Source organism: Streptomyces sp. NPDC002817, from assembly GCF_053592055.1.
The window spans coordinates 60,971-82,554 of record NZ_JBSFUY010000011.1 but is presented as its reverse complement, the minus strand read 5'-3'; the positions used below and the strand labels follow the sequence as shown (position 1 = coordinate 82,554).

Annotated in this window: 14 protein-coding genes; 9 read left to right on the top strand and 5 right to left on the bottom strand. The window is 72.7% G+C overall.

Annotated elements, in window-relative coordinates; genetic code table 11:
- The first annotated feature begins 22 nt into the window (after nt 1-22).
- From ACWD3I_RS22145 to ACWD3I_RS22135, 3 genes are all read left to right on the top strand, one after another.
- Nucleotides 23-1,186 carry an acyl-CoA dehydrogenase family protein gene (locus ACWD3I_RS22145; protein WP_365401769.1) on the top strand — a complete coding sequence of 388 codons (1,164 nt, stop codon included), beginning with the start codon at nt 23-25 and terminating at the stop codon, nt 1,184-1,186.
- Between the two features lie 105 nt (nt 1,187-1,291).
- Nucleotides 1,292-1,978, top strand: coding sequence for a response regulator transcription factor (locus ACWD3I_RS22140; RefSeq protein WP_365401772.1), 687 nt, complete (start codon nt 1,292-1,294; stop codon nt 1,976-1,978).
- 120 nt (nt 1,979-2,098) lie between these two features.
- Nucleotides 2,099-3,193 carry an acyltransferase family protein gene (locus ACWD3I_RS22135; RefSeq protein WP_365401775.1) on the top strand — a complete coding sequence of 365 codons (1,095 nt, stop codon included), beginning with the start codon at nt 2,099-2,101 and terminating at the stop codon, nt 3,191-3,193.
- A 3-nt stretch (nt 3,194-3,196) separates the two neighbouring features.
- On the opposite strand, the gene ACWD3I_RS22130 is transcribed toward ACWD3I_RS22135, so the two are convergent.
- Nucleotides 3,197-4,225, bottom strand: a complete 1,029-nt coding sequence (locus tag ACWD3I_RS22130) for a serine/threonine-protein kinase (RefSeq protein WP_365401778.1) — start codon at nt 4,223-4,225, stop codon at nt 3,197-3,199.
- Nucleotides 4,226-4,547: 322 nt separating this feature from the next.
- On the opposite strand from ACWD3I_RS22130, the gene ACWD3I_RS22125 reads away from it, so the two are divergent.
- From ACWD3I_RS22125 to ACWD3I_RS22115, 3 genes are read left to right on the top strand one after another with little or no spacing between them, the layout of a single operon-like run.
- Nucleotides 4,548-5,603 carry a FecCD family ABC transporter permease gene (locus ACWD3I_RS22125; RefSeq protein WP_365401781.1) on the top strand — a complete coding sequence of 352 codons (1,056 nt, stop codon included), beginning with the start codon at nt 4,548-4,550 and terminating at the stop codon, nt 5,601-5,603.
- Nucleotides 5,604-5,605: 2 nt separating this feature from the next.
- Complete coding sequence (locus tag ACWD3I_RS22120) at nt 5,606-6,373, top strand: heme ABC transporter ATP-binding protein (RefSeq protein ID WP_365401784.1); 768 nt, start codon at nt 5,606-5,608, stop codon at nt 6,371-6,373.
- An 8-nt stretch (nt 6,374-6,381) separates the two neighbouring features.
- Nucleotides 6,382-7,368, top strand: coding sequence for an ABC transporter substrate-binding protein (locus ACWD3I_RS22115; protein ID WP_365401787.1), 987 nt, complete (start codon nt 6,382-6,384; stop codon nt 7,366-7,368).
- Here the strand turns inward: ACWD3I_RS22115 and ACWD3I_RS22110 are convergent.
- Both ACWD3I_RS22110 and ACWD3I_RS22105 read right to left on the bottom strand, forming a co-directional pair.
- Nucleotides 7,280-8,545, bottom strand: coding sequence for an MFS transporter (locus ACWD3I_RS22110; RefSeq protein WP_365401790.1), 1,266 nt, complete (start codon nt 8,543-8,545; stop codon nt 7,280-7,282). The two genes, ACWD3I_RS22115 and ACWD3I_RS22110, sit on opposite strands and share 89 nt — an antisense overlap.
- A 56-nt stretch (nt 8,546-8,601) precedes the next feature.
- Nucleotides 8,602-9,096 (bottom strand): GNAT family N-acetyltransferase, encoded by a 495-nt coding sequence (locus tag ACWD3I_RS22105; RefSeq protein WP_365401793.1) that lies wholly within the window; start codon nt 9,094-9,096, stop codon nt 8,602-8,604.
- A gap of 26 nt (nt 9,097-9,122) precedes the next feature.
- On the opposite strand from ACWD3I_RS22105, the gene ACWD3I_RS22100 reads away from it, so the two are divergent.
- Complete coding sequence (locus tag ACWD3I_RS22100; RefSeq protein ID WP_365401796.1) at nt 9,123-9,641, top strand: CGNR zinc finger domain-containing protein; 519 nt, start codon at nt 9,123-9,125, stop codon at nt 9,639-9,641.
- Nucleotides 9,642-9,702: 61 nt separating this feature from the next.
- Here ACWD3I_RS22100 and ACWD3I_RS22095 read toward each other — a convergent pair whose 3' ends face one another.
- Entirely contained in the window at nt 9,703-10,758 is a 1,056-nt protein-coding gene (locus ACWD3I_RS22095) for a glycoside hydrolase family 5 protein (protein ID WP_365401799.1), read from the bottom strand.
- A 149-nt stretch (nt 10,759-10,907) separates the two neighbouring features.
- Here ACWD3I_RS22095 and ACWD3I_RS22090 point away from each other — a divergent pair, with 149 nt between their 5' ends.
- The gene (locus ACWD3I_RS22090) at nt 10,908-11,954 is read left to right on the top strand and encodes a LacI family DNA-binding transcriptional regulator (protein WP_365401802.1); all 1,047 of its coding nucleotides are present in this window, start codon (nt 10,908-10,910) and stop codon (nt 11,952-11,954) included.
- Nucleotides 11,955-12,327: 373 nt separating this feature from the next.
- On the opposite strand, the gene ACWD3I_RS22085 is transcribed toward ACWD3I_RS22090, so the two are convergent.
- Nucleotides 12,328-13,479 (bottom strand): S1 family peptidase, encoded by a 1,152-nt coding sequence (locus ACWD3I_RS22085; protein WP_365401805.1) that lies wholly within the window; start codon nt 13,477-13,479, stop codon nt 12,328-12,330.
- A 250-nt stretch (nt 13,480-13,729) separates the two neighbouring features.
- Between ACWD3I_RS22085 and ACWD3I_RS22080 the strand changes: the two genes are divergently transcribed.
- A complete protein-coding gene (locus ACWD3I_RS22080; protein WP_365401808.1) occupies nt 13,730-21,556 on the top strand; it encodes a type I polyketide synthase in 7,827 nt (2,608 codons plus the stop codon).
- Nucleotides 21,557-21,584 lie beyond the last annotated feature (28 nt).

The window sequence follows — 21,584 nt, the reverse complement described above, 5'->3', positions numbered from 1 at the left end:
CGCGAGGCCCCGGAGGTCGCCCATGCCAGCACCCCGTTCCGACGCGGATCTCGTCGCGCGTGTCCACGCGCTCCGGCCGTTGATCAGCGAGCACGCGCTGCGCACCGAGGAGCAGAGGAGGGTGACCGCGGAGGTCGTCGCCGCGTTGACGGACGCCGGGGTGTACCGGATGAACGTGCCCCGGCGGTACGGCGGTTATCAGACCCGGCCGGGTACCCAGGTGGACGCGTTGGCCGAGGTCGCCGCCGCGTGCGGTTCGGCCGGGTTCACGGCGCTGATCCAGGCCGGCTGCGCCTTCATCGCCGCGCTCTTCCCCGACGAGGCGCAGGACGAGATCTTCACGAGCCCCGACGTGCGGGTCGGCGGGACTCTCATCCCGGACGCCACGGCGGTCGCGACGGACGAGGGCTATGTCGTCAACGGCACCTCGGGCTTCGCCACCGGCTGCCAGGACGCCGACTGGCATCTGCTGACGGTGCGGGTCGAGTCCGGTGAGGGGCCGCCGGAGGTGCTGTGGACCGCCGTACCCATGGCGGAGCTGGAGATTCTCGACGACTGGTACGTCTCGGGGCTGGCCGGAAGCGGCAGCAACAGTGTCGTCGCGCGCGACGTCGTCGTGCCCGCGCACCGGGTCCTGCCCGTCGGGCCGCTGCTGGCGGGCGAGTTCCCCTCGAAGGCCAACGCCGACGACCCCTTCTACCGGATGCCCGTCCTGCTGATGTTCTGCGTCTGGACCGCGTCCCACGCTCTCGGAGTGGCCCGGGGCGCCCTGGCGGGGTTCACCGAGCGCATCCATCGGCGGGGCATCACGTACACCTTCCACCAGCGGCAGCACGAGGCCGCCGTCACCCATCTCCAGGCGGCCGAGGCCGCGATGAAGGTCTCCTGCGCCGAGCTGCTGACGAGCGACCTCGTCGCCCGGATCGAGGCCGGTGAGCCGTTCACGACCGAGGAGCGGGCGAGGATCCGTGCGCAGACCGGCTATGCGGCGCGGCTGGCCAAGGAGGCCGTGGATCTCGTCGCCTCCGCCTCCGGGGCCTCCTCCCTGCATCGGGAGGTGCCGATCCAGCGGGCCGTGCGGGATGCGCAGGCGCTGAATCTGCATTCTTTCGTCAATCCGGCGACCAACCTGGAGCTGTACGGCCGGGTCCTTGCCGGGCTGGACCCGGGCACACCGTTCCTCTGAGCGGAGGAGGTGATCGAGACCACAAAGGAAACGGCTCCGTTTCGATGATGGAGGGGTATTCTGAGGTCCAGGTGAACGAAACGGTTTCGTTTAGAAGGAGCCGGTATGACCTCCGTACTCATCGCCAGCGATCAGTCCCTCCAACGCCACGGCCTGCGCATCCTGCTGGCCGCCGAGCCCGATCTGACCGTTGCCGGTGAAGCCCGCAGCGGAGCCGAGGCGGTCCGGCTGGCCGCCGTGCTGCGCCCGGACGTCGTCCTGCTGGACGGCCGTATCCATGAGACGGAAGGCACCGAGGTGATCCGCCGGATCACCCGGCCCCCGGCCCTCGCCGTGTCGGACCAGCCGGTCAGCCCGGCGCGCGTCCTGGTCCTGACCCCCACCAGCCACGAAGGCCACGCCTACGCCGCCCTGCGCGCCGGAGCCGGCGGCTTCCTTCCCCAGGACGCCACCCCCGACGAGCTGATCGCCGCCATCCACGTCGTGGCCACCGGGGACTCCGTCATCACCCCTCATCTGACCCGCGCCCTCATCGACACCGTCCGGCAGCTCCAACCCCTCGGCCCCACCGGGTCGGGCGTGGGGATCGACACCTTCACCCAGCGGGAACGCGACGTCCTGACCGCCGTCGCCTCCGGCTGGTCGAACGCCGAGATCGCCGCGCGGCTGTCCATCGCGCCGACCACCGTCAAATCGCATGTCAGCCACATCCTCGCCAAGATCGGCGGACGCGCCCGCGTCCAGGCGGTGACCTTCGCCTACGAGTCCGGGCTGGTACGCCCGGCGGCCTGAGAGGTTTGCCGCGCCGAGAAGTGGTCAGGCGCGTGGGATGTCCCAGGTACTCATCACAGCAGTCACTTCCGTCAGACACGTATCGGCCGACTTCCTGCGCGGTGCGCAGGGGGCGGTGTGGTGAGCGCGGCCACGGACGTTCCACCCAGGACACCCGGGCAGGACACGGCGCCGCGGACCGAGCCGGTGAAGCAGCGGGACGCGTTCTTCGACAACGCCAAGTATCTGGCGATCGTGCTGGTGGCGACGGGGCACGCATGGGAGCCGCTGCGCGACGGCAGCAGGGCCGTCTCCGCGCTCTACATGCTCGTCTACGCCTTCCACATGCCCGCGTTCATCGTGATCGCCGGCTACTTCTCCCGGAGTTTCGACGCGAGCCCGCAGCGGCTCAGGCGGCTGGTGACCGGGGTCGCCGTCCCCTACGTCGTCTTCGAGACGGCGTACACCTTCTACACCCGGTGGACCGACGGGGTGCCGGACCGGCCGGTCAGCCTCCAGGAGCCGCTGTATCTGACGTGGTTCCTGGCCGCCCTGTTCATCTGGCGGCTGACCACCCCGGTCTGGCGCTCCGTGCGGTGGCCGCTGCCGCTCGCCCTCGCCGTCGCCATGCTGGCGACCACGGCACCGTCCATCGGTGAGGACTTCGATCTCCAACGCACCCTTCAGTTCCTGCCGTACTTCGTGCTCGGCCTGTGCCTGAAGCCGGAGCACTTCCGGCTGGTCCGGCGCTGGAAGGTGCGGATCGCGGCGGTGCCGGTGTTCGTGGGCGCGCTCGCGCTGGCGTACTGGGCGGTGCCGCGGATGAGCGGCGCCTGGTTCTACCACCGGGACAGCGCCCAGGAACTCGGTGCGCCCGCCTGGTACGGCCCGTTCATGACCCTGGTCGTCTTCGCCTGCTCGACGCTGCTGGTGGCCTGCTTCCTCTCCTGGGTGCCCGGGCGGCGGATGTGGTTCACGGCACTGGGCGCGGGCACGCTGTACGGCTATCTGCTGCACGGCTTCGTCGCCCAGGGCTCCAAGTACTGGGGCTGGTACGACCCCGCCTGGCTGTACGAGCCGCTCGGCGAGATCGTCGTCACCCTCGTCGCGGCCGTGATCGTGACCGTGCTGTGCACACCACCCGTGCGCCGGGCGTTCCGGTTCGTCATGGAGCCGGACCTGAAATGGGCCTTCCGCGGCGACCGGACCCGCGAGCGTGTCGTCCTGCGCGCATGAGGCTCAGCGCGGCGCCGGGGCCGGGGTGCCGGTCGGCGAGGACGGCGAGGACGGCGGCCGTGAGGTGCCCGCGACCGTCGCGGGCGGGGTGACCTCCGGCAGCCGGGTCTCGCCGCCCGACGGGATCGCGGTGATGATCATCACCACGGCCACGGCGGCCTCGGCGATCAGGACGAGGGCCGTGAGCAGCCGCGAGCGCGGGTCGCGCGGCTGCTCACGCGCCGGTTCGGGCCGTGCGGCCACCGCGGTCAGGAACGCCACGATCTCGTCCGCGCCGGGCCGCAGGGCCGGGTCCTTGGCGAGCAGCCTGCGCAGCAGGGGCGTCAACGGACAGTCGGCGCCGGGAAGTTCGGGCTCCTCGTACACCACCGCGAGGAGCGTCGCCGGCATCGAGGGCCGGACGAACGGGGAGTGGCCGGTCAGGGCCGTGCAGATCGTGGCGCCGAGCGACCACCAGTCGGAGGCGGGTCCCGGGTCACGACCGGTGGCGCGCTCCGGGGGCATGTACTCAGGGGAGCCGATCACCAGACCGCCCTTCGTCAGACCCTGGGCGTCCTGGAGGGCGGCGATGCCGAAGTCGGTCAGCACGACCCGACGGCCGGGGCCGAGCAGTACGTTGCCCGGCTTGACGTCACGGTGCAGCACCCCGGCGTCGTGCACCCGGCGCAGCGCCTCGGCGAGCGCGAGACCGATCCGTGCGGCCTCCCGGACGCCCAGCGGGCCCTGTTCGGCGACCATCCGCTCCAGCGAGGGTGCCTCGACGAGCTCCATGACGATCCACAGCCGGTCGTCCTCCTCGGCCACGTCGTAGACGCGGACCACGCCCGGGTGGTCGACGCGCGCACTCGCCCTGGCCTCACGCAGCGCCCGCTCCCGACGGGTGCCCGGGTCCTCGCCCGCGTCCGGGCCGTCGAGCCACAACTCCTTGACCGCGACCGGCCGTTCGAGCATCTCGTCCTGCGCCCGCCACACCCGTCCCATGCCGCCCTGCCCGACCCGCTCCCCCAGCCGGTACCGGTCCCCGATTCGCATGGGTGTTCACCTCCCCGCCCCTCCCATGACAGCACAGACCACCCGACACCGGACAGGGCACAACTGCGCCTACCCCCACGGCCGGTCGGCACCCCTGTTTGCTACGCTCCCCGAGCCTCCCGCGGGGGAAGTCCGGTGAGAGTCCGGCGCTGACCCGCAACGGTGTGCGCGACCGCGTGTCGCGTGAGCCCGATCGCCCGTGGGTGGTGCGACCCGTTGACTGCTCGCCGAGGACTGCGAGAGGGGACCGCGCGGCCCCGGGTCGTACGGGCCGGCTCCTTGACGTTCATCAGGCGGCCCCACGCCAAGGAACGCCCCGACCGTGCGCCGAAGCCCCGTACCGAGCCGAATACCCCTGCCCCCGTTGGTGATCGGGGCGGCACTGCTCCTCCTGGTGTCCCTGGTCGGCGGCGTGGGGCTGGGGGCCGCCGGGATCGGCTGGGCTCGGGTCCTCCGGTTCCTGTGGGCCGGGGTGACCGGCGGGACCGTGCACGCCGACGACGTCGCCGCGTACACCATCGTCTGGGAGATCCGGCTGCCGCGGGTCGTGCTCGGTGCCGTCGTCGGGGCGGGGCTCGCGGCCGTCGGAGTGGCGGTGCAGGCGATGGTCCGCAACGCGCTCGCCGACCCCTTCGTGCTCGGCATCTCCTCCGGAGCCGCGGTGGGCGCCAACGCGGTCATCCTGCTCGGCGCGTTCGCCGGGCTCGGGATCTGGGCACTGTCGGTGGCGGCGTTCGGCTCGGCGCTCGCGGCGATGGTGCTGGTCTACGCCGCGGCCCGGTCCCCGCACGGGCTGACCCCGCTGCGGCTGGTTCTCACCGGTACGGCGCTGGCGTACGGCTTCGAGGCGGTCACCACGGTGATGGTGTTCGGCGCGGCGCGCGGTGAGGCGGCCCGGTCGGCGCTGATGTGGCTGCTCGGCAGTCTGGGCGGGGCGAGCTGGGCGCAGGTGCCGCTCGTCGCCGTGACCGTGGCGGCCGGGTGGGCGTGGCTGCGATGGCGGGCGGAGTCGCTCAACGCGCTGGCCATGGGCGACGAGACCTCGGCCGCGCTGGGCGTCCGTCCGACGCTGCTGCGACGGGAGTTGTTCCTCGTGACCGCCGCGGTGACCGGGACCGTGGTCGCGGTCAGCGGGGCCATCGGGTTCGTCGGGCTGATGGTGCCGCATGTCGTACGGATGCTGGTCGGCGCCGACCACCGGCGGGTGCTGGCCGTGGCGCCGCTCGCCGGGGCCGTCCTGCTGGTGTGGGCGGACGTGCTGTCCCGGCTGCTGCTGGCGCCCGCGGAGCTGCCCGTCGGAGTGATCACCGCCGTGGTGGGTGTGCCCGCCTTCCTGCTGCTGATGCGGCGCGGCGGCTACGCGTTCGGAGGCCGCTGACGATGAGGCTCGACATCGAGGACGTGACGGTCGAGGTCGCCGGGGCCCGGATCGTGGACGACCTCCGACTGGCGGTGGACAGCGGGGCGTTCGTCGGGCTGGTGGGCCCCAACGGGAGCGGCAAGTCGACGCTGCTGCGCTGTGTGTACCGGGCGCTGCGGCCCGCCGGGGGCGTGATCAGGCTCGACGGGGAGGACGTGCACACGATGCCGGCCCGGGACACTGCCCGGGTGCTGGCGGCGCTGCCCCAGGAGTCGTCGGCGGAGTTCGACTTCACCGTCGCCGAGGTGGTCGCCATGGGACGGCTGCCGCACCGGGACCGTACGGCCGCTTCCGACGCGGAGATCTGCGCGGAGGCCATGCGGCGGACCGGTGTGGAGCATCTCGCCGAGCGGGGGTTCCTCGCCCTGTCCGGCGGTGAGAAGCAACGCGTCCTGATCGCCCGCGCCCTCGCCCAGCGGCCCCGGGTGCTCGTCCTCGACGAACCCACCAACCACCTCGACATCGCCCACCAGTTGGACGTGCTGTCCCTGGTGCGCGCCAGCGGCGTGACCGTGCTGGCCGCCCTGCACGACCTCAACCTGGCCGCCGCGTACTGCGATGTCCTGTACGTGATCGCGGGCGGCCGGGTCGTCGCGTCCGGAACGCCGCACGACGTCCTTCAACCGGCCCTGCTCGCCGAGGTGTTCGGGGTGCGCGCGCATCCCGTACGACATCCGGAGACCGGTGCCCTCCAGCTTCTGTTCGACCTGCTCCCGCCGAAACCGTGAGGACCCCCATGCGCAGACTGCTCGCCACCGCCCTGTGTCTCGCCGCGACCGCGACCGGATGCGGCGCGTCGGTGGAGACGCCGTCGAAGGACGCCGAGTCCTCGTCGGTCACTCTCACCAACTGCGGCAAGAAAGTGACGTTCGACAAGATCCCCGAGCGCGTCGTCACCAATGACGTCGGGATCACCGAGCTGATGTTCGCGCTCGGCCTGGAGGACCGGATGGCCGGGTTCGCGATGCCCGACGACAAGGGCGACCTCGGCGGTGTCCCGTGGAAGGACGGCTACGACAAGGTCAAGTGGCTCTCCAAGGACCAGCTCACCAAGGAGAACGTCCTCGACGTCCGCGGCGACATGGTCTTCGCGGGCTGGAACTACGGCTTCCGCGAGGACGCCGGCTTCACCCCCGACGCCCTGAAGAAGCTCGGCATCCCCTCATACATCCTCACCGAGTCCTGCCGCAACGGCCGGACGAAGACCTCGCGCGGCATCATGCCGCCGCTGGAGGCCCTCTACACCGACCTCACCAACCTCGGGAAGCTGTTCGGTGTCGAGAAGCGCGCGGCCACGCTGATCTCCGGGTTCAAGAAGGAGGTCGCCGACGTCCGTGCCGAGGCGCCGGCGAAGAAGCCGACGGTGTTCCTCTACGACAGCGGCCAGGACCAGCCCTTCACCTCCGGCCGCTACGCCGCCCCCGACCAGATCATCAGCGAGGCCGGCGGCGTCAACGTCATGCACGACGTGCAGGACTCCTGGACCACGGTCGGCTGGGAGAGCGTGGTGGAGCGGAACCCCGACACCATCGTGATCTGCGACTACGGCGACGTCAGCGCGGAACAGAAGAAGAAGTTCCTGCTCTCCTACGCCCCGCTGCGCAACGTCTCCGCCGTCAAGCACCAGCGGATCTTCACGCTCGACTACGTCGACCTGGTCGAGAGCCCGCGCAATCCCTCGGCGATCGCCCGGCTCGGCGCGTATCTGCGGACGGTCGGCTGACCCCGGCCCGGCGCACGGCGGCGGGTGCGGCCAGGCCGGTGAGCAGGAACAGCGCGCCGACGACGTACCAGCCCGGACGGCCCCAGCCGATGCAGAGCGCGATGAGCAGACCGGGGCCCAGCGCCTCGGCGAGGCCCGCTCCCAGGCCGAACACACCCAGGTACTGGCCCGTGGCGTGCCGTGGGGCGAAGGCGAAGGACACCTCGAAGCCGGCGGCGGCGTGCCACAGTTCGCCGACCGTGTGGACGACCACCGCGGTCAGGAGGAGGCTTGCTGCCGCCCAGCCCGGCAGGCCCGCCGACAGCGAGACCAGGGCACAGGAGACGAGGAAGGCCGCGCCCGCCCGCCGGTAGGCGTGGCCGCCCGCCTCGGGCGAGTCGACCGTGCGGCCGACGCGTACCTGGAACGCGATGACGATGACGGTTCCGGTGAGCATGGTGCCGGAGACGAGCCAGTGCGGGGCCGCGGTGAAGTCGACCAGCCAGAGCGGGATGGCCACGGTGAGCACCTTGAACTGGACGGCCATGATGCCGTCCAGGGCGGTGAGCAGCAGGTAGGGCCGGTCCCGCAGCGCGCTCCAACGGGGGCCGTCGGTGGCGGGGCCGGGGGCGACCGGCGGCAGGAGGACGAGGATCGCCGCGCAGAGGGCGAAGGCGATCGCGTTCCCGGCGACCATGAGCCGGTACGCGGTGAGGGTGCCCACCTGGACGGCCCAGCCCGCTCCCACGGCACCGAGGGAGATGCCGACGTTGCTCACGGCACGGAGGTAGGCGCGGAACTCCTGCGGCCGGTCCCCTCCGTGGTGGCGGATGAGCGGGGAGCGCGCCGCCAGACCGGCCGCCTTCGCTCCGGCGGCGACGCAGACCACGGCGACGAACGGCCAGAAACCGTCGGCCAGGACGAACGCGGCCGTGGCCAGCGCCTGGACGACCAAGGTGACCGCGTAGACCCCCCGCGCTCCGTACACGTCGGCGAGATGCCCGACACCGATACCGATGGCCAGGGCGACGAGACCGGCGATACCGAGTCCGAGCCCGACCTGGGCGGCCGGCAGGTGCACGGCCTGCGTGAAGTAGAGGACTCCTGCGGTCAGATGGAGGCCGCTGCCGATCGTGTAGACGAAGTTCGAGGCGACGAGGACGCGTTGAGGCCCTGACTTCGGGATCAGCTGGGGCACGGAACCTCATCTCCGGTTCGGGACGCGTCTCTTGCTCATCGGTAGCGCGCCGCGTCTCACGGGCGCCGGTACAGGGCGGGGTCGGGGTGCGGGGTGAACCCGAGCTCGCGGTAGAGCGGTTCGCCCTCGGTGGAGGCGTACAGGTCCACGCGCGCGACCTCGCGGTCCCGGAACCAGTCGAGCAGGCCCCGCATGATCGCGCGGCTGTGCCCGCGCCTCCGGTGCGCGGGGTCGGTGATCACGCCGATGACCTGCCCGATCCGGCCGTTGTGCAGATGCGGCCCCGGCAGCCGTTGCTCGATGGTGCCGATCCCGCAGGCGGCGAGGCCGCCGTCGGCGCCGTCCACGACGAGGATGCGTACGCCGTCCGCGGTCAGCTGCTCCTTGAGCACCACGGCCAGCGCGTCCAGCCAGCCGTCGTCCGCCGCCGCGGGGTCGAAGAAGTCGCCCCCGAGGTGCTCGAACAACAGAGTCCGCAGGCGGACGAGTTCGACGAGGTCGTACTCGACGGCCTGCCGTACGTCGGATCGGGGTCCGGTGCGTTGTCCCATGACCATGACCCTGATGTAATGACCTTATGCACCTCAACCCTTACGGCGAGGATGCCGTGAATCTGGCCGCCGACCTGGCGAACCGCCGCCCGGCGAGCGCCGGGGAACTCGCCGACCGCTGCCGTGCCGCCGGTCTGGTGGTGGAAGGCCCGGCCACGCCAAAGGACCTGGAGCGCACGGGGGAGGTACTGGACGCGTGGGAGAAGGTCGTCGACGCCACGGACGAGCACGAGCGCGCCGAACTGGTCAACCGGATGCTGTCCGCGGCCGCCGCCTACCCGCGGATGACCAACCACGTCGGCACCGGCTGGCATCTGCACTACCGCGACGAGGGACAGCCGCTCGGCGGCGTGCTGTTCTCCCTGATCGCCGTGGGCACCGCCCTCCACCTGACGGGACGCGGCGTGCACCGCCTCAGGCGCTGCGCCGTGACGGAGTGCACCACGGTCTTCGCCGACACCTCACGCACGGGTAGACAGCGCTACTGCTCCCCACGCTGCGCCAACCGCGACGCCGTCCGCCGTCACCGGGCCCGGGTCGCCTAGGGGTACGGAACAACCGTAGGCCGCGGTGCGAGCGCACCGCGGCCGAACAGGTCGGAAAGGGTCAGTCCTGGACGGGCTTGCCCCGGCCCCACGCCCAGGCGAGGCGGTCCGCGCCGGACTGGTTGGTGGTGGCCAGCCAGGGCTTGGCCGGGGTGCCGGTCAGCTTCTGGATCGAGTACGTGTCGTCGGTCCGCAGGCCCGGCCAGTACACGGAGCCCATCTTCAGCTCGCGGAAGGTGTCGGTGACGGCCTGGATGAAGTTGACGAAGTTGTCGTCCGGGGTCGGCACGTTGTAGTTCAGGCCGGTCGTCATCGGGGCGCCGAACTCGTCCGCGACGGTCCGGTTCGCGCAGTCACCGATGCGCACCTTGAGGTCGGCGACCCACTCGTCGTAGGTGGCGTACGACTTCCAGAAACCGTAGTGGTGCAGCGACAGGTACGTGCCCTTGAGGCGCGGGTCGGCGCAGACCGAGGTGACGTGGTCGTTGTAGCCGGCGCCGCTCACGAAGACCCGGTTGCGCGGCACCTTGGAGTAGGTCCGGAGCCACTTCGCCGCTATGTCGGCCCACTCGGTGTCGGTGTATCCGTGGGGCTCGTTCATCGGCTCGAAGTAGACCTTCGAGTTGTTCTTGTACGCCTTCACCACGGTGTCCCACATGGGCCAGTAGGTGGTGGTGTCGTCGATGTAGCCGTCCTTGCGCTCCCCCGTGCCCTCCCAGTAGGACACGATGACCTTGAAGCCCTGCGCCGTCGCCGCGTCGATGACACCGCGGTACGACTTCCAGTACGAGCCGTTGACGGTGTACGGGTTGATCGGCAGCCGGACGGTGTTGGCGCCGAGGTTCGCGCGGAACGCCGCGATGATCCGGCTCGACTTGGTGTACGTCTCCCGGTAGCTGTCCGAGGTCGACAGGCCGGACAGCTGGAGCAGGTCGTCGGCGAAGTTGTCGCGGGGGTCGGCCCAGTTGACGCCCTTGAACTGGGTGGTGTCGGTGCTCGGCGCGGCGGAGGCCGGGCTGCCCGCCAGGGTGGCGCCGGTGACGGCGGCGACCGCGACCGCGGCGAAGGTGGCGCGCAGTCGGGGGGTGAGGCGGGTACTCACAGGGGTCTTGCGCATCGACGTGCCCTTCCAGGACGACAGCATGTTTACGTAAACATGACGGCGCCGGAATCGTGACATCCGCCCCAGCGGCAGTCAAGGTTTCCCACACGTAACATCCGATGCGCCGCGCAACAGCGCTCACACCCGGATCGAAGGAGGCATCAGTGGTGGAACGGGGTGGCTCCGACGTGCCCGGCGGGCGCCGTAAGCAGCGGGTGTCCATGGCCGACGTCGCCGCGCTCGCGGGCGTCTCGTCCCAGACGGTCTCGCGGGTCGCCAACGGCCAGCCCGGGGTGATCGCCTCCACGCGGGAGCAGGTGCTCGCGGCGATGCGGGAGCTGGGCTACCGGCCCAACAGCGCGGCCCGCGCCCTGCGTTACGGCCAGTTCAACACCATCGGCGTGATCCTCTTCAGCCTCTCCTCCACCGGCAACAGCCGTACCGTGGAGGCGATCGCCACCCACGCGGCGGCCGAGGGCTACGCGATCACCCTGATCCCCATCGACGTCCCCACACAGGACAATGTGCTGGGGGCCTTCACCCGCATGGGTGAGCTGGCCGTCGACGCCGTCATCGTCATCATGGAGATCCGTCTCCTCGACGCCGGCACCGTCCGACTCCCGCCCGGCGTCCACGCCGTGGTCGTGGACTCCGACGCCGGCGACCGCTACACCGTGGTCGACACCGACCAGGCGGACGGTGCGCGCAAGGCCGTACGACATCTGCTCGACCTGGGCCATCGCACCGTATGGCATGTCACCGGTCCGCAGACCTCCTTCTCGGGGCAGCGCCGGACGCAGGCGTGGCGCACGGTGCTGGAGGAGGCCGGACGTCCGGTGCCACCGGCGCTGCACGGCGACTGGTCGGCCGAGTCGGGGTACGCGGCCGGCCTCACGCTCGCCGAACGGCCCGACTGCACGGCCGTGTTCGCGGCCAATGACCAGATGGCGCTGGGGCTGTTGCGCGCCTTCCACGAGCGTGGCCGCGCCGTCCCCGACGACATCAGCGTGGTCGGCTTCGACGACATCCCCGAAGCCGGGTTCTTCGTGCCGCCCCTCACCACCGTCCACCAGGACTTCGCCGAGGTGGGTCACCGCTGTGTGCAGAAGGCGCTCCAGCAGATCCGCACCCGGGGCGGCTCCCGGCCGGGCACCGACCTGGTCCCGACCCGACTGGTGCTCAGACAGAGCACCGCACCCCCACGGGGCTGACTGTCACTCGTACGGGTCGGTCCGCTCCTTCTCCTGCTGCCGGCCGGCGGCATGGCCACTGCGGTGCGGGTGACCGTCCGCTTCGACCTGCGACCGGGGCGGTGGCGGCGCTGGTGCCCTCCCTGGGCGGTACGTATCCGTCCTGGGCGGCCTCCGGGGCCGACCAGCGGGAGACGGCCAAGGTGACGGCGCGGCGGCGGTCGCGCACCGGGGCCCGCCTCCAGGTCGGGTGTCGGGTGCCGACCCGGTGTCTCGTCGTCCTCGGCGCTCCCGGCAGCGGCAGCGGCAGCGGCAGCGGCAGCGGCAGCGGCAGCGGCAGGACGATCCTGTTGGACGCGTGCGGGCCCGGCCGAACGGGGCCGGGCCCCACGGGTCAGGCGGTGTGCAGTGTCAGGCCGTACCGGTTGAGGATCTCGTTGACGGGCTGGAACCAGGTCTCGCCCCCGCCGCCGCAGTTGCCCCAGCCGCCGGAGGTGACGCCCTGCGCCTGGTCGCCGCTGATGAACGAGCCGCCGGAGTCGCCGGGTTCGGCGCAGACACTGGTCTTGGTCATCTGGCGCACGGCGCCCTGGCTGTAGTTGACGGTCTCGTTCATCGCGAGGACCGTGCCGCAGTGCCAGTGGGTGGTCGAACCCGAGCGGCAGATCGAGGAGCCGACCGGCGCCACGTTCGAGCCGCGCACGAGCTGGTCGGAGACGGTGCCCCAGCCGAGCACGACCGGCACCGTCCACCAGCCGCTGCCCACGTTGACCCAGGCGTAGTCGTTGTCCGGGAACGACGAGCCCTGGAAGTTGCCGATGTAGCTGCGGTCCCAGCCGTAGACGGCGGCGGACGGCTGTCCGCAGTGCCCGGCGGTGATGAACCCGCCGTACACCGAGAACCCTATGGAGCAGCGGACGTTGCCGGTGTAGTAGGGGTCGCCGCCGACGGTTCCGGCGGCAAGGGTCCGCGGTGCGGCGGAGACGTGCCGGACGGTGACGGGGCCCGCGCGGTGGGCCCGGGCCGTGAACTGCCGGACATCGTTGTCGGCTTGCTCGCTCGCGACGACGTTCACGACGACCGTGCTCGCCTCGGGGTCGACGTGCCAGCTGCTCACTCCCGCGGGTGCGGCCAGTTCGTCGAGCCGTGCCTGGGTGGCGGCCAGTTCGCGCGCGCTGTGCGTGACGGTGCGGACGGCGGCGCCCGTGGCCCGTACGTCCCGGAGGGTCGCCGGCGTCGCGTCCGGGGTGAGGCCGACGGTCAGCCGGCCGGCGGCGGCGTCGAACCAGGTGCCGCCGAAGGAAGTCCCGGCGGCCCGACGGACCTTGGGCTCCAGGGCAGTGGCCCGCCGCTCGGCGGTGAGCCTCTCCTCCGCCTCGGCCTGCGAGAGGTCCAGGTCGCGCTGCATGGCGGTGAGGAGACCGGCGGAAGCGGGTGCCTTCGCGGCGGAATCGCCGGCCGAGGCGGGGGTGGCGCCCGCGGCGAGGCCGGCGCCGAGCGTGAGCAGCACCGCCAGGGCGGCATGCGTGAATCTGGTGCGTCTCATGGGGGTTGCCCTTCGTCGTTCCAGTGGAGTGGGGTGGAACCGCAGGAGCAGTGGATCTCTGAGAGCGCTCTCAGGGGTGTGGCGCGGCAGAGCCTAGCGGCCGATCGCGAACAGGTCCATACCAACAGACGGCCCGCTTCCGACTGCGCTCTCCCAGTCAACTGGCCGGGTTTCGGCCATGGTTGTGGTGCACCGACGTACGCTGCTTCAAGATCCGCCACGGAGCGGACTCCCCCTGACAGGAGGCCCGATGGGTTTGGCGGAAGCGGTCGTGGTTCGGCCGGTGGCGGAGCTGCTCGCGGAGAACGCCGTACGGTACGGCGAGAAGCTCGCGTTCGCCGACGACCGGCGCGGTGTCAGCTGGGCCGAACTGGACCGTCGGACCGCCCGGTTGGCGGCCGGACTCGGGGTCGAGCGCGGTACCCGGGTGGCGTTCTGCCTGGACAACAGTGTCGAGCTGGTCGAGGGACTGCTGGCCACCGTCCGTGCCGCGGCGATCGGTGTACCGCTGCCCCCGCGCGCCACCCATGCCGAACTCGCCTACCTGCTGGCCGACTGTGATCCGGCCGTGGTCGTCACCGATCAGCGGCGTCTGCCGCGCATCGCCGGAATGGTCGCCGGACGGTCGGTGCGTCTGGTGGTGACCGGCGAGGGCGACGTGCCGGACGACGCCTTGCACATCGACGAACTCATCGCCGGGGGAGCGCACTTGGCCGGGGGCGGTCTCGGGGCCGGGGGCGGGGTCAGGTCCGGGGGCGGTCTCGGGGCGGAAGATGGTTTCAAGGCCGGAGGCAGTCTCGGGGTCGAGGGCAGTCTCGGGGCCGGGGGCCCGGTCGCTCCCCGCGATGATCTCGGGCTGGACGAACCGGCATGGCTGCTCTACACCTCCGGCACCTCCGGGACGCCGACGGCGGCCGTGTCCAGCCAGCGGTCCGCGCTCTGGTCCTCGTTCGCCTGTTATCTGCCGCGGCTGGGGCTCACGGACACGGACCGCGTGCTCTGGCCGCTGCCCCTGGCCCACACCTACGCCCACTCCCTCTGTGTGCTGGGCACGACCGTGGCCGGGGCGAGCGCGCGGATCACCTCGGCGCCGGACCCGGCCCGACTGGTCCGGCTGATCGGCGAGTTCGAGCCGACCGTGCTGGGCGGCGTGCCGCTCACCTTCCGGCAGCTGCTCGACAGCGGCCTGGGCGCGGTGCCCTCGCTGCGGGTGTGCGTCACCGCGGGCGCGCCGAGCGACGCCGATCTGCGAGAGGAGGTCGAGCGGCGGTTCGGCGCACCGCTCCTGGACGGCTACGGCTCCACCGAGACCTGCGGCAAGATCGCCATGGAGGCGTTGAGCGGGCCACGGGCGCGGGGCGGCAGCGGGACTCCGGTGCCCGGCATGGAGGTCCGCCTGGTCGACCCCGACAGCGGGCTGGACACGGTCGGCGACGAAGCCTCGGTCGGCGGCGAGGGCGAGATCTGGGTACGTGGCCCCGGTGTCATGCTCGGCTACCACAATCGGCCCGAGGCGACCGCCGATGCCGTGCGAGACGGCTGGTACCGCACCGGCGACCTGGGCCGGCTCGGAGCGGACGGCGGGCTGACCGTCACCGGCCGGCTGGGCGACCGGATCGTGCGCGGCGGCGAGAACGTCGACCCGGCCGAGGTCGAGCGGGTGCTGCGCGCTCTGCCCGGGGTGCGGGACGCGGCCGTGGTGGCACGGGAGCATCCGCTGCTCGGTGAGGTCCCGGTGGCGTTCGTGGTGCCGGCGGAGCAGTCGCTGGACCCGGCCGATCTGCTGCGGGGGTGCGCCGAGGTGCTGTCGGCGCACAAGGTGCCCGAGGAGGTCCTGTTCACGCCGGCCGTCCCGCGCACGGCGGCGGGCAAGCCCCGGCGGGCGGTGCTGCGCGAGACGCTCGCCGAACGTCCGCCGGCGCCGGAACTGGCCCGGCTGGCCGGTCTCACGGCCGGTGAACGACGCACCGCGCTCACGGAGTTGGTGTGCGCTCAGGCCGAGGCGATCCGGGGCACGGCGGCCGATCCCGGCACCGCGTTCGCCGATCTCGGACTGACCTCGTTGGACGCCATGACCATGTGGCACCGGCTCAGTCTGCGCACCGGACTGCGGCTGCCGGCGACGCTGGTCTGGGACCATCCGAACCCGGCCGCGGTCGCCGCCTATCTGGACGGCCGGATGAGCGGTGACACCACCGCTCCCGCGTCCTCACCCGCTCCCGCGACGGCCGCTGCGCGCCGCGGCCCGGAGGCCGAACCGGTGGCGATCGTGGCCGTCGGCTGCCGTTACCCGGGCGGCGTGAGCTCCCCCGAGGACCTGTGGCGGCTGGTCTCCGAGGGCGTGGACGCCACCGGCGACTTCCCCACCGACCGCGGCTGGGACATCGACGCCCTCGTCCATCCCGACCCCGACCGGCTCGGCACGACCTACACCCGGCGCGGCGGCTTCCTGGACGGTGTGGCCGACTTCGACCCGCTGTTCTTCGGTATCTCCCCGCGCGAGGCACTGGCCACGGACCCCCAGCACCGGCTGCTCCTCGAGGTCGCCTGGGAGACGCTGGAACGCGCCGGCATCCCCGCTCCGTCGCTGCGCGGCTCCGGCACCGGGGTGTACGTCGGTCTGATGCACGCCGGTTACGGCACCGGCCTCTCGCCGCACGAGCTGGAGTCGCACATCGGCATCGGGTCGTCGGGCAGTGTGGCCTCGGGCCGGATCTCGTACGTCCTGGGCCTGCGCGGCCCGACGATGACCGTCGACACGGCCTGTTCGTCGTCGCTGGTCGCGATGGACCTGGCGGCCAGGGCCCTGCGGGCGGGCGAGTGCACGCTCGCGCTGGCCGGTGGGGTCACCGTGCTGTCGAGCCCGCAGCCGTTCATCGCGTTCAGCCGGCAGCGCGGGCTGTCGGCGGACGGCCGGTGCCGGTCGTTCGCGGCGGACGCGGAAGGCACCGCGTGGGCCGAGGGCGTGGGCCTGGTTCTGCTGGAGAAGCTGTCGGACGCCCGGCGCAACGGCCATCCGGTGCTGGCCGTGCTGCGCGGGTCCGCGGTGAACTCCGACGGCGCGTCCAACGGGCTGACGGCCCCCAACGGCGAGGCGCAGCGCGAGCTGATCCGGCTGACGCTGGCCGACGCGGGCCTCGGTCCGGCCGACGTGGACGCCGTCGAAGGGCACGGCACGGGCACCGCGCTCGGCGACCCGATCGAGGCGGGTGCCGTGCTGGCCACGTACGGGCAGGACCGTGACCGGGCCGACCCGGTGTGGCTGGGCTCGGTGAAGTCGAACCTCGGGCACTCGCAGGCCGCGGCCGGGGTGGCCGGCGTGATCAAGATGATCGAGGCGATGCACCACGGCGAACTGCCCCGCTCGCTGTACGCGGAGCGGCCGTCGCCGCACGTGGACTGGTCAGCGGGAGCGGTGCGACTGCTCGACCGGGCACGGCCGTGGCCGCGGCGCGACCGGCCGCGCCGGGCGGCGGTCTCCTCGTTCGGCATCGGGGGCACCAACGCGCATGTGATCATCGAGCAGCCGTCGGAGGCGGACGGCACAGTCACGGCCACGCGTCGACTGCCCGTGGCCTCCTGGCTGGTGAGCGGCGGTGACGCGGCCGGTCTCCGGGCCCACGCCGGGAAGCTCGCGGCGACACTGGCGGACACGGAGGCCACCTCGGAGCGGGCAGGCGAAGCCGTGCTGGACATCGCGTACTCACTGGCGACCACCAGGGCTCCCCTGCCTCACCGTGCGGCCGTACTGGGCTCCGACGCGTCCGAACTGCTCGCCGGTCTACGGCGGTTGGCGGCGGGCGAGGAGGGTTCGGCACTGCTCAGGAACACCGTGCGCGGCACCCCCAGGCTGGCGCTGCTCTGCGCCGGCCAGGGCGCGCAGCGGGCCGGCATGGGCCGTGAACTCGCGGCGGCCTTTCCGGTGTTCGACGCGGCCTTCTCCGAAGTGTGCGAGTGGTTCGGGCCGTTGCTGGACCGGCCGCTGCGGGAAGTGATCGACGATCCCGACAGCGACCTGCTGGACCGCACCGACTACGCACAACCCGCGCTGTTCGCCTTCGAGGTCGCCCTGCACACCTTGCTCGCCGACTGGGGCGTACGACCGGACTACCTGGTCGGTCACTCGATCGGCGAACTGGCGGCCGCCTGTCTCGCCGGTGTGTTCTCGCTCGGCGACGCGGTCCGACTGGTCGCCGCACGCGGGCGGCTGATGGCCGCGCTGCCCGCCGGTGGCGCGATGATCGCGGTGCGGGCGCCGGAGGCCGAGGTGGCACGTCGGCTCGGCGAGGCGCGCGGCCGCGTCACGATCGCCGCGGTCAACGGGCCGGCGTCCGTCGTGGTGTCCGGTGACGAGGACGCGGTGACAGCGCTGGCCGACTCGCTCGGCGGCCGGAGCACCCGCTTGCGGGTGAGTCACGCTTTCCACTCGCCGCTGCTCGACCCGATGCTGGCCGAGTTCCGGGCGGTCGCCGAGACCGTGACCTACCACCGGCCGTCGGTACCGGTGGTGTCCACGGTGACCGGCCGCCCCGAGCCCGAGGCCCTTGCCACCGCCGACTACTGGGTACGGCAGGTGCGCGACACCGTCCGCTTCGCCGACGCTGTGAACTGGCTGGTGGAGGCGGGCGTCACGGCGTTCGTCGAGGCCGGTCCGGCCGCCGCGCTCAGTGCGGCGGCCGAGGACTGTGTCGCCCCGGACGCGGGCGCGGTGTTCACGCCGTGCGCCGACGCGCGGGGCGCACTCGCGGGGCTGGCCGCGCTCCATGTGCACGGTGTCCCGGTCGACTGGCGGTCGGTGTACGCGGACAGCGGTGCCCGTCGTCGCCCGCTGCCCACGTACCCGTTCCAGCGGCAGCGGTACTGGCTGGACGCGGTACGGCACGCCGCCCCGGCCGCGCATCCGCTGCTGGGCGAGCCGCAGCCGGACGCCGACGGACCCGGCGTGCGGCACGCCGGGGTGCTGTCCGTCGTACGCCAGTCCTGGCTCGCCGACCATGCGATCGGCGGCCGGGTCCTGGTACCCGCGTCGGCGTTCGCCGAGCTGGCCTGCCACGCGGCCGGGACATCAGGTCCGGTCCGACTGACCGAACTGGCCTTCCGGGAGCCGCTGGTCCTGCCGGAGTCGGAGCCGGTGCGCCTTCAGGTCGTCACCGACGGTCCGGACGAGGCGGGGAACCGGCCGGTCACCGTATGGGCCCGGGCGGGCGACGCGTGGACGCGGCACGCCACCGCGACCATCGCCCCGGCCGCCGCGGCGCCCGTCGTTCCGCTCGGGGCATGGCCGCCCACCGGTGCCGAGCGGCTGCCGGTCGACTACGACCGGCTCGCCGTGCACGGCCACCACTACGGTCCGGCCTTCCGCGCGGTGACGGCGCTGTGGCGCCGGGGGACGTCCCTGTTCGCCGAACTGGCCCTGCCGCCCCGGGAAGCGGCGACCGCCGGCTCGTACACCCTGCATCCCGCACTCCTCGACGCGGCGCTGCACGCCGCCCTCCTGGCCGAAGGCCCGGGCGAGGCGCGGGTCCCGCTCACCTGCGCCGGACTGACGGTCCACGCCACCGGCGCCACCTCCGCCCGGGCCCAGCTGGAGCGGCTCGGCCAGGACGAGTTCCGGGTCGCTCTCACCGACCACGCCGGGCAGCCGATCGCCACGGTCGAGTCCCTGGTCACGCGAGTTCTGCCCGCCCAACGCCCGGCTGTCGACGCAGAGTTGTACCGCCTGGCATGGCGGCCCGTCACGACGGGCGGCGACGGCGACACGCGGCACGAACTGCTCGACCTGACGGGACCGGACGCCGAAACCGCCCTGCCCGACCGGGCACTGAGGCTGCTCACCGCCACGCTCGCGGGCGTACGGGACTGGATCGCCGGCGCACGGCCGGGGCGGCTCCTGGTGCTCACCCACAACGCCACCGGAGTCGATCCCGACCCGGCGGAGGCCGCGGTCGCCGGACTCGTCCGCAGCGCCCAGTCCGAGCACCCCGGCCGGATCGTGCTGGTCGACCGCCGCGGTGGCCCTGCGTCCCCGGCGGACCTCGACGCGGCGCTGCGCACCGGCGAACCCCAGGTCGCTCTCGAGGACGGCGCCGTTCTCGCACCCCGGCTGACCGCGATGCGGCCCCAGGCAGCGGCGCCCTCCCTCGATCCCGAGGGGACGGTGCTGATCACCGGCGGCACCGGTGCGCTCGGCGCGAGCCTCGCCCGGTATCTGGTGGCCGAACACGGGGTCCGCCACCTGCTGTTGGTGAACCGCGGCGGTCGTACGCCGGCATGGGCCGCCGAACTCGACGCGACCGTGCGCACGGCGGTCTGCGAGGTGGGCGACCGCGCCGCCGTGGACGCCCTGGTCGCATCCTGTCGGCCGACACTGACGGCGGTGTTCCATCTCGCCGGGGTCGTGGACGACGGCGTCGTGGACGGCCTGACCCCGCAGCGGTTGGCGACCGTGCTCGCGCCGAAGGCGGTCGGCGCCTGGCATCTGCACGAGGCCACCAAGGACCTCGGGCTGTCCGCGTTCGTGCTCTACTCCTCGGCCGCGGGCGTGCTGGGCCGCCCCGGGCAGGCCAACTACGCGGCGGCCAACGGCTTTCTCGACGCGCTCGCCCGGCATCGCGTCGCACAGGGCCTGCCCGCGCAGGCCCTGGCCTGGGGCCCGTGGATCACGACCGAGGACGATGGCATGGCGGCCCAGGTCCCGGCGCACCGACTCGGCGACGGCGGTGTCCTGTCGGTCGACGAGGAGGAGGGCATCGGTCTGCTCGACCGGGCGCTGCGGACCCCTGAGCCGGTACTGGTGCCGATCCCTCTCGACCTGAGGGCGCTCGGCGGTCCGGCCACCCCGCCGGTCCTCACGGACCTGGTGCCGAAGCGTGCGGCGGCCGCCGCCCCGACCGCCGCCGCGCAGGCACCCGGCGCCTGGCGGGAGCGGCTCGCCTCCGTTCCGGCTCACGAGCGGGAGGCCGTGCTGGTCGAGTTGATCCGCCACGAACTCGCCCTGCTCCTGGGCTTCGAGAACCCGGCCGCGCTCCCCACCGATCGTGCTTTCGGGGAGCTCGGTTTCGACTCGCTGATGGCGGTGCAGTTCCGCAACCGGCTCAGCGCGTTCACGCGCGTGCGGCTGGCGTCCACGATCGTGTTCGACCATCCGACGCTGCATTCGCTGGCCGCGCACGTCCACGACGCCCTGCGCGAAGCCCTTCCGGACGCCGAGTCCGAAGCCGGGAGCGGTGCCGAGGGCGGCAACGGCGGGGACGAGCCGCCTTCCTACCGATTCGGCCCCCTGTACCACCAGGTCCTGCGCGAGCGCGGCCCGCTGGAGGCGATGGGGCTGCGCTACCTGGCGTCCCACGCCCTCCCGTCCTTCACCGCCGCCGAGCGCGGCCGGTACGCGGTCGACCCGGTCCGGCTGGCGCGGGGTGCGGGCACCGCACTGGCGTACATCCCGGACTACCTCACGCCGTATCATCGCGTCCCCGCCGGCCTGGCCAAGCAGTTCGACGGCGAACGCGACCTGTTCCTGCTGGAGCACCCCGGTCTCGGCGCCCGCAAGGCCGTGCCGGACAGTGCGGCCGCGGTCGTGCGCACGCACGTCGACGCGCTGGGCCCCCTGTCGTCCGAGAGGCCGGTCGTCCTCGTGGGCTACTGCGCCGGGGGCGCGATCGCGCACGCCGTGGCGCGGGAGCTCGCACGGTCGGGGCGGCCACCGGCCGGGCTGATCCTGCTCGACGCGCACGCGGGCGTGCTGCGCCGGGACGACGAACGGGCGCTGGCCCTGATGACGGCCGGCGCGGAGCTGCCGGACGACGTCGTCGCCGAGTTCGAGGACTCGTTGCTGATCGCCGGCGGGGGCTACGCGCGCGTGCTGGAGAACTGGGACCCCGAGCCGTCACCGGTCCCGACTCTCCTGGTGCGGGGCCGGCCGACCGCGCAGATGCGCCGCATCGCCCCCGACGGGGAGTGGCTGCCGCGCTGGCCCCTGCCGCACGACACCGCGGATGTCCCCGGCGACCACTACACCCTCGTCCACCACGACGCCGACACCACGGCCGCGGCGATGCGCGCCTGGCTGACGGCATGATCCACCGACATCGCACCAGGGAAACAGG